4 protein-coding genes and 1 rRNA gene are annotated in these 6,613 nt (G+C 59.7%); 3 read left to right on the top strand and 2 right to left on the bottom strand.

What is annotated here, in order from left to right; all coding sequences use genetic code 11:
- Positions 1-49: 49 nt before the first annotated feature.
- Positions 50-1,579, bottom strand: a 16S ribosomal RNA gene (locus tag ASF61_RS07770).
- 359 nt (positions 1,580-1,938) lie between these two features.
- Between ASF61_RS07770 and ASF61_RS07765 the strand changes: the two genes are divergently transcribed.
- The 3 genes from ASF61_RS07765 to ASF61_RS07755 all read left to right on the top strand — a co-directional run bounded on the left by ASF61_RS07765 (position 1,939) and on the right by ASF61_RS07755 (position 5,549).
- Positions 1,939-3,348, top strand: a complete 1,410-nt coding sequence (locus ASF61_RS07765; protein WP_056153545.1) for a sensor histidine kinase — start codon at positions 1,939-1,941, stop codon at positions 3,346-3,348.
- A gap of 75 nt (positions 3,349-3,423) precedes the next feature.
- A complete protein-coding gene (locus tag ASF61_RS07760; protein ID WP_056153543.1) occupies positions 3,424-4,188 on the top strand; it encodes a LytTR family DNA-binding domain-containing protein in 765 nt (254 codons plus the stop codon).
- A 128-nt stretch (positions 4,189-4,316) separates the two neighbouring features.
- The gene (locus ASF61_RS07755) at positions 4,317-5,549 is read left to right on the top strand and encodes a PAS domain-containing sensor histidine kinase (protein WP_082491326.1); all 1,233 of its coding nucleotides are present in this window, start codon (positions 4,317-4,319) and stop codon (positions 5,547-5,549) included.
- On the opposite strand, the gene ASF61_RS07750 is transcribed toward ASF61_RS07755, so the two are convergent.
- Entirely contained in the window at positions 5,546-6,604 is a 1,059-nt protein-coding gene (locus ASF61_RS07750; protein ID WP_056153540.1) for a porin, read from the bottom strand. The genes ASF61_RS07755 and ASF61_RS07750 overlap by 4 nt on opposite strands.
- Positions 6,605-6,613 lie beyond the last annotated feature (9 nt).

Here is a 6,613-nt window from a genome sequence, read left to right as displayed (position 1 = left end):
TCATTGACAGTCGATAAGTGTGAACGCTTGATGATCAGCGCTACTCTAGAAAGGAGGTGATCCAGCCGCACCTTCCGATACGGCTACCTTGTTACGACTTCACCCCAGTCACGAATCCTACCGTGGTAAGCGCCCTCCTTGCGGTTAAGCTACCTACTTCTGGTAAAACCCGCTCCCATGGTGTGACGGGCGGTGTGTACAAGACCCGGGAACGTATTCACCGCGACATGCTGATCCGCGATTACTAGCGATTCCAACTTCATGCAGTCGAGTTGCAGACTACAATCCGGACTACGATACACTTTCTGGGATTAGCTCCCCCTCGCGGGTTGGCGGCCCTCTGTATGTACCATTGTATGACGTGTGAAGCCCTACCCATAAGGGCCATGAGGACTTGACGTCATCCCCACCTTCCTCCGGTTTGTCACCGGCAGTCTCATTAGAGTGCTCTTTCGTAGCAACTAATGACAAGGGTTGCGCTCGTTGCGGGACTTAACCCAACATCTCACGACACGAGCTGACGACAGCCATGCAGCACCTGTGTGCAGGTTCTCTTTCGAGCACTYCCCAATCTCTCRGGRATTCCTGCCATGTCAAGGGTAGGTAAGGTTTTTCGCGTTGCATCGAATTAATCCACATCATCCACCGCTTGTGCGGGTCCCCGTCAATTCCTTTGAGTTTTAATCTTGCGACCGTACTCCCCAGGCGGTCTACTTCACGCGTTAGCTGCGTTACCAAGTCAATTAAGACCCGACAACTAGTAGACATCGTTTAGGGCGTGGACTACCAGGGTATCTAATCCTGTTTGCTCCCCACGCTTTCGTGCATGAGCGTCAGTTTTGACCCAGGGGGCTGCCTTCGCCATCGGTGTTCCTCCACATATCTACGCATTTCACTGCTACACGTGGAATTCTACCCCCCTCTGCCAAACTCTAGCCTTGCAGTCACCAACGCCATTCCCAGGTTGAGCCCGGGGATTTCACGTCAGTCTTACAAAACCGCCTGCGCACGCTTTACGCCCAGTAATTCCGATTAACGCTTGCACCCTACGTATTACCGCGGCTGCTGGCACGTAGTTAGCCGGTGCTTATTCTTCAGGTACCGTCATTAGCAAARGATATTAGCYYYCACCGTTTCTTCCCTGACAAAAGAGCTTTACAACCCGAAGGCCTTCTTCACTCACGCGGCATTGCTGGATCAGGCTTGCGCCCATTGTCCAAAATTCCCCACTGCTGCCTCCCGTAGGAGTCTGGACCGTGTCTCAGTTCCAGTGTGGCTGGTCGTCCTCTCAGACCAGCTACTGATCGATGCCTTGGTAGGCTTTTACCCTACCAACTAGCTAATCAGATATCGGCCGCTCCAGGAGCATGAGGTCTTGCGATCCCCCACTTTCATCCWTRGATCGTATGCGGTATTAGCGTAACTTTCGCTACGTTATCCCCCACTCCAGGGTACGTTCCGATATATTACTCACCCGTTCGCCACTCGCCGCCAGGTTGCCCCGCGCTGCCGTTCGACTTGCATGTGTAAGGCATGCCGCCCTTGTGAACATTTGATAAGTTAAGTGTCACGCCACCGAAGCGGCGTGTGCACTGCCATCAAACGTCCACACTTATCGACTGTTAATTTTTAAAGAACCRAACTCTTGTGACTTTCGCACTTGACAAATCGTTTTGTTTGTCAGCGAGAAGGAGAGTATGAAGCGTTTCGCTGCTTACGTCAACCTTCTTTTTTTCTCGCTTTGTTCAACGTGTTGATGTCGTTCGCTGCGAGGGACAGAACTATAACCGACCTCCTGCGCGCTGGCAAGCGGCTTTTCGGCAAATCTGATCCCTTACCGGCCCAGCCCCTGTTTTTTGCATCCTGTCGCACAGCCATGGCGCAAAACAGCGCCGGTCGTTACAGTGGCAACATCCATCTACGCAGTGAAAGCCACACATGTTTCCTTCTCCCAAAACCCAAGAAACGGTCAAAACCGTCGCTACCTGGCTCCATCGCGGTTTCGATGCCGTGGCGACCTGGGTGACCCAGCTGTCGTGGTGGAAGTTCCTGGTGTTTGCCATCCTGATGCTGATCGCCGGCTCCATTTTGCAGGACGAATTATTCTCATCGAATACGGTCATGCAGGAATCGGCCCGCGGCGACAAGGCCAGGCGCCGCGGCAGCGACAGCAATATCGTGATCGACGACAGCGGTATCCGCTTCAACCCGCGTAACAAGGCGATCAGCAAGGAGATCGACAGAGCTGTCGAGGAAAAAGCCGCTGAACACCATGACACGAATGTCGAGCCAACGGAACCGGCCGAACCCGCTGCCGCCACCGAGCCCACCGCCCCCGACGCTGCAGCAACGGCATCCCCCACCCCAGCGACACCCGCCACTCCCACTACCCCGGCCAAGACCGGCAAGGCTTCCGCCGTGCCTTCCCTGCCCTCCTTGCCGGGCGACGAGGTCCACATCGAACTGCCACCGCAAATCGGCGAAGAGTTATCCAATGCCATCGAAGAAGCGGTCGATGACGCTGCCGAACAGAAAGTCGCCCGTTACCACGTGCAGGCGTCGACCTGGTTCAAGAGTTTCGTGACCTTGCTGGTCTTGGCCCTGTTCGGCACCAAGGCGCTGATGGGAGGAAAAAAGCGCGCGGAAGCGGAAACCCAGAGCGCCAACGCTGCCGTCGAGCGCGAAGCCATGCAGCGCCAGCTCAGTGAAGCGCGGATGCAGATGATGCAGGCCCAGGTGGAACCCCACTTCCTGTTCAATACGCTCGCCTCGGTCGAACACCTGATCGAAACCGACCCGCCACGCGCCTCGGCCATGCAACGCAGCCTGATACGCTACCTGCGTGCCGTGCTGCCGCAAATGCGGGATAACGCGCTGGTGACCAACCTCGGTCGCGAGGCCGACATGGTGGAAGCCTATCTGAACCTGCTCAAAATGCGCATGGAAGAGCGGCTGACCGTGGAATTCGATGTGCCGGACGGCCTGCGTACGGCCGCCTTCCCGCCGATGATGCTGCAATCGATGGTGGAAAACGCCATCAAGCACGGTCTCGAGGCCAAGCCCGAAGGCGGCCTGCTCAAGGTGCGTGCCGAAGTGGCGCACAACAAGTTGCGCGTGATCGTGTCCGATACCGGGCTCGGCTTCGGCGCGATTCCCAGCAACGGCACCGGCCTGGGCCTGACCAATATCCGCGAACGACTGAAGCTGTTGCATGGCGAGCAGGGCCAGTTGCTGATTGCCGCCAACAGCCCGAGCGGCGTCATCGCCACCATCGAGGTGCCCTACGCGCTGGCCAAGACCAGGAGCGACGCTACCAACGCCCCCGCCAACCTTGCCAAGCCTGATTGATTAATTGACCATGGCCGGGATTCGTTGAATAATTGACCGACTCACCCTTTTGATTATCCTTAGCCAGCGAACAAGATGCCCACAGCAATTATTGCCGATGACGAAAGACTGATGCGCGACCAGTTGCGCATGCGTTTGGAACAAGTATGGCCAGAACTCGAGATCCTTGGTGAAGCCAAGAACGGCGACGAGGCGATCGAGCTGGTCGATCAGCTCAAGCCCGACTTCACCTTCCTCGACATCCGCATGCCGGGCAAGACCGGCATGGAAGCGGCCACCGTGATCGGCAACAAGAGCCACATCGTGTTCGTCACCGCTTACGACGCCTACGCGGTCGAAGCCTTCGAGCGCGGCGCCATCGACTATGTGCTCAAGCCATCCGAACCGGAACGGCTGAAAATCACGGTCGAACGTCTGAAGGAGCGCCTGCACAAGCCGGCCGCCCCCGACGTGAACGCGAGCGTAACGGCCCTGCTGTCGCAGCTGACCGAAAAAATTTCCGCACCCAAGCCGTCGCACCTGCAATGGATACAGGCAAGTATCGGCCAGGACCTGCGCATGATACCGGTCGAGGAAATCCTGTTTTTCCGCTCCGACGAAAAATATACCTGTGTCCAGACCGAGCGCTACGAGGCGCTGATCCGCAAGCCGGTGCGCGATCTGGCCGAGGAACTCGACCCCAAGCTGTTCTGGCAAATCCACCGCGCCACCCTGGTCAACGTCAACGCCATCGAAGGCGTGACGCGCGACATCCGCGGCCGCCACCTGGTGATGATCAAGGGCCGTTCCGACAAGCTCGAAGTAAGCCGCAGCTTCCTGCACCTGTTTAAACAAATGTAGAGAGCAACCGTACAGCGGGGTTCTGGCGCGCGCCCCTGCGCACGCTTGAGATGCGTCAAAGGCGGCATGCGCACGTCCTTTAAGGTACAAAGCGCAGCCGCCTTTCCTTTCCCGGCTGGGGATTTCGCATGAAGCCTCCCGGCCACCGCCTGCCTCTGTTTGCCGCCGCCGTCGCCGCCATCACCGGCGCCGCCTTGCTGGCGCGTTCGCTGTTGCCGCCCGCGTCGCCATTCAGGCTGCCGTCCATGTTGCGACCGCTGCTGCGTCCCTTGCTGGGCGCACAAGCGAGCAAGTCATGGCGCCGCAGCCGCGGCATCATCCAGCACGCCATCGACGCCATCATCATCACCGACGAGCGGCAAAATATCCTGCAGGCCAATCCAGCGGCGGCCGCCATGTTCGGCGCCACCGTGGATGACATGCAGGGCGCCCCGCTCGATGCCTTCATCCCGCGCGACCAGCGCCTGGGCGCCAACCCGGCCACCTCGCATTACTTCGGCAACACCGGCATCCACCTGCGCATGAAAGGCCGGCGCGCCAGCGATTACGCGGTGACCGGCGTGCGGCGCGACGGCCAGCACGTGCCGCTGGAAGGCTCGATCTCGTCGCTGTACGAAAACGGCAAGCCGATCTACACCATCATCCTGCGCGACATTACCGAGCGCAAGCAGGTGCAGGAAAAGCTGGCGCAGTCGCATACCCAGCTGCGCGAGCTGTCCGCCGCCTTGCTGACGATACGCGAAGAAGAACGCAAGCACATCGCGCGCGAACTGCACGACGACCTCGGGCAATTGCTGGCCACGCTCAGGGTCGACCTGGCGCTGCTGCAACGCCAGGTACGCGCACCGGAAGCGCAGAACGTGCTCGCCGGTATGGACGAGCTGTTGATGGCGGCAATCACGTCGCTACGGCGTATCGCCAGCAATCTGCGGCCGCGGGCGCTCGATGAAGGAGGGTTGTATTTTGCGCTGGAGAGCTTGCGCCAGGAATTCGTTTCGCACTACGGCATCGCCTGCCGCCTGCATGCGAACGAAGAAGAGCTGATTCTCGACGATGCCCACAGCACCGCCATCTACCGCATCGTGCAGGAAGCGCTGACCAACATCACGCGCCATGCGCAAGCCAGCCGGGTCGAGCTGTCGCTGCGGCGCGTGGACGACAAGCTCGACATCTCGATCCAGGACGACGGCCGCGGCATTGCCGCCCAGGACATGGACAAGGCCGCATCCTACGGCCTGATCGGCATGCGGGAGCGGGTCTGGGCGCTGCATGGCGATATCTCCATCGTCAGCGATGGCGGCACGCGGATCATGGTCCGCCTGCCGCTGCCGCCACGCCCCAGTTCTGCCAACCCCGCTTAGAACGCGTGGCGGATACCGACGTTGAACGCCTTGTCGCCCGTGCCTGGCTCGTTGTTGTTACCAACGGTGTAGCCGGCGCCGTTCTTGTTCTTGATTTTCGCGTAGCTGGCGTAAGCACCGGTACGCTTGGACAGCGCGTACAGATAGCCTACTGCGAACTGGTCCGCATCCTGGTTGAAGGCAGTGCGGTCGTTCTTGCGGGTGTACGACGTCATGATGGTGCCGGCGCCGACCGGGATCTGCGCGCCGACCAACATGTCGCGGCTGTCGAGGCTGGCGGTTGGCGCCACGCGGTAGCCGAAGGCATTGGCCACCGGCAGCGGCGAGCTGTTCAGGCCTTTGTTGGCGCCGACGGCAACGTATGCCTTGACGACCTTGAAGTCGTAGTTCAGCGCCACCAGGGTGTTCTTGCCGGTATCGCGCTCGGTGACCACGCCATTGGCGACGGTGTCGTTGTTACGGTTGTTGTACACCACGCGCACGTTGAGCGGACCTTGCGAATAGGCCATACCCAGGCCGAACTGGCGTGCCGCTTCGCTGCTGCCCGGCTGCTCGCCCAGTGCATACTGGCCGTCGATGGTGAAGCCGGACATGCTCGGCGTCGTGTACACCAGCGAGTTGCTGACGCGGGTCAGGTTGCCCGAGGTAGGGAACAGGTTCTTGGCGCTGCCGGCATAACCGGCGCCGAACGGATCGGCTACCTGGCTCAAGGCGTTGTACAGCATGGTTTGTTGGCGGCCGATGGTCAGGGTGCCGGCATCCTTGCTTTTCAGACCGACCATGGCGGTGCGGTTGAACAGGGCATTGTTCGAGTTATCGAGCGTGCCATCGTCCACTTTCAGACCGGCTTCCAGTTGGAAGATGGCGGACAGGCCATTGCCCAGATCTTCGGTGCCGCGGAAGCCCAGGCGCGACTGGCCGCCGATACCGCTGGTTACTTTGGTCACGTTGCCGGCAATGCCGCCGCGCTCGGAAACCATGCCGACGTCCATCAGTCCGTAAATGGTGACATTCGACTGTGCCTGGGCCTGGGCTGCGAAGCCGCCGATGATCATTGCTGCCAG

It is taken from the genome of Duganella sp. Leaf126 (assembly GCF_001423125.1).
GTDB lineage: Bacteria > Pseudomonadota > Gammaproteobacteria > Burkholderiales > Burkholderiaceae_D > Rugamonas.
This window is presented reverse-complemented; position numbering and strand designations above follow the sequence as displayed.

Excerpts from the sequence above, each read along its gene's own strand:
- ASF61_RS07765 (WP_056153545.1), top strand. The coding sequence starts at position 1,939 with ATGTTTCCTTCTCCCAAAACCCAAGAAACGGTCAAAACCGTCGCTACC.
- ASF61_RS07760 (WP_056153543.1), top strand. The coding sequence starts at position 3,424 with ATGCCCACAGCAATTATTGCCGATGACGAAAGACTGATGCGCGACCAG.
- ASF61_RS07750 (WP_056153540.1), bottom strand. The coding sequence starts at position 6,604 with ATGATCATCGGCGGCTTCGCAGCCCAGGCCCAGGCACAGTCGAATGTC.
- ASF61_RS07755 (WP_082491326.1), top strand. The coding sequence starts at position 4,317 with ATGAAGCCTCCCGGCCACCGCCTGCCTCTGTTTGCCGCCGCCGTCGCC.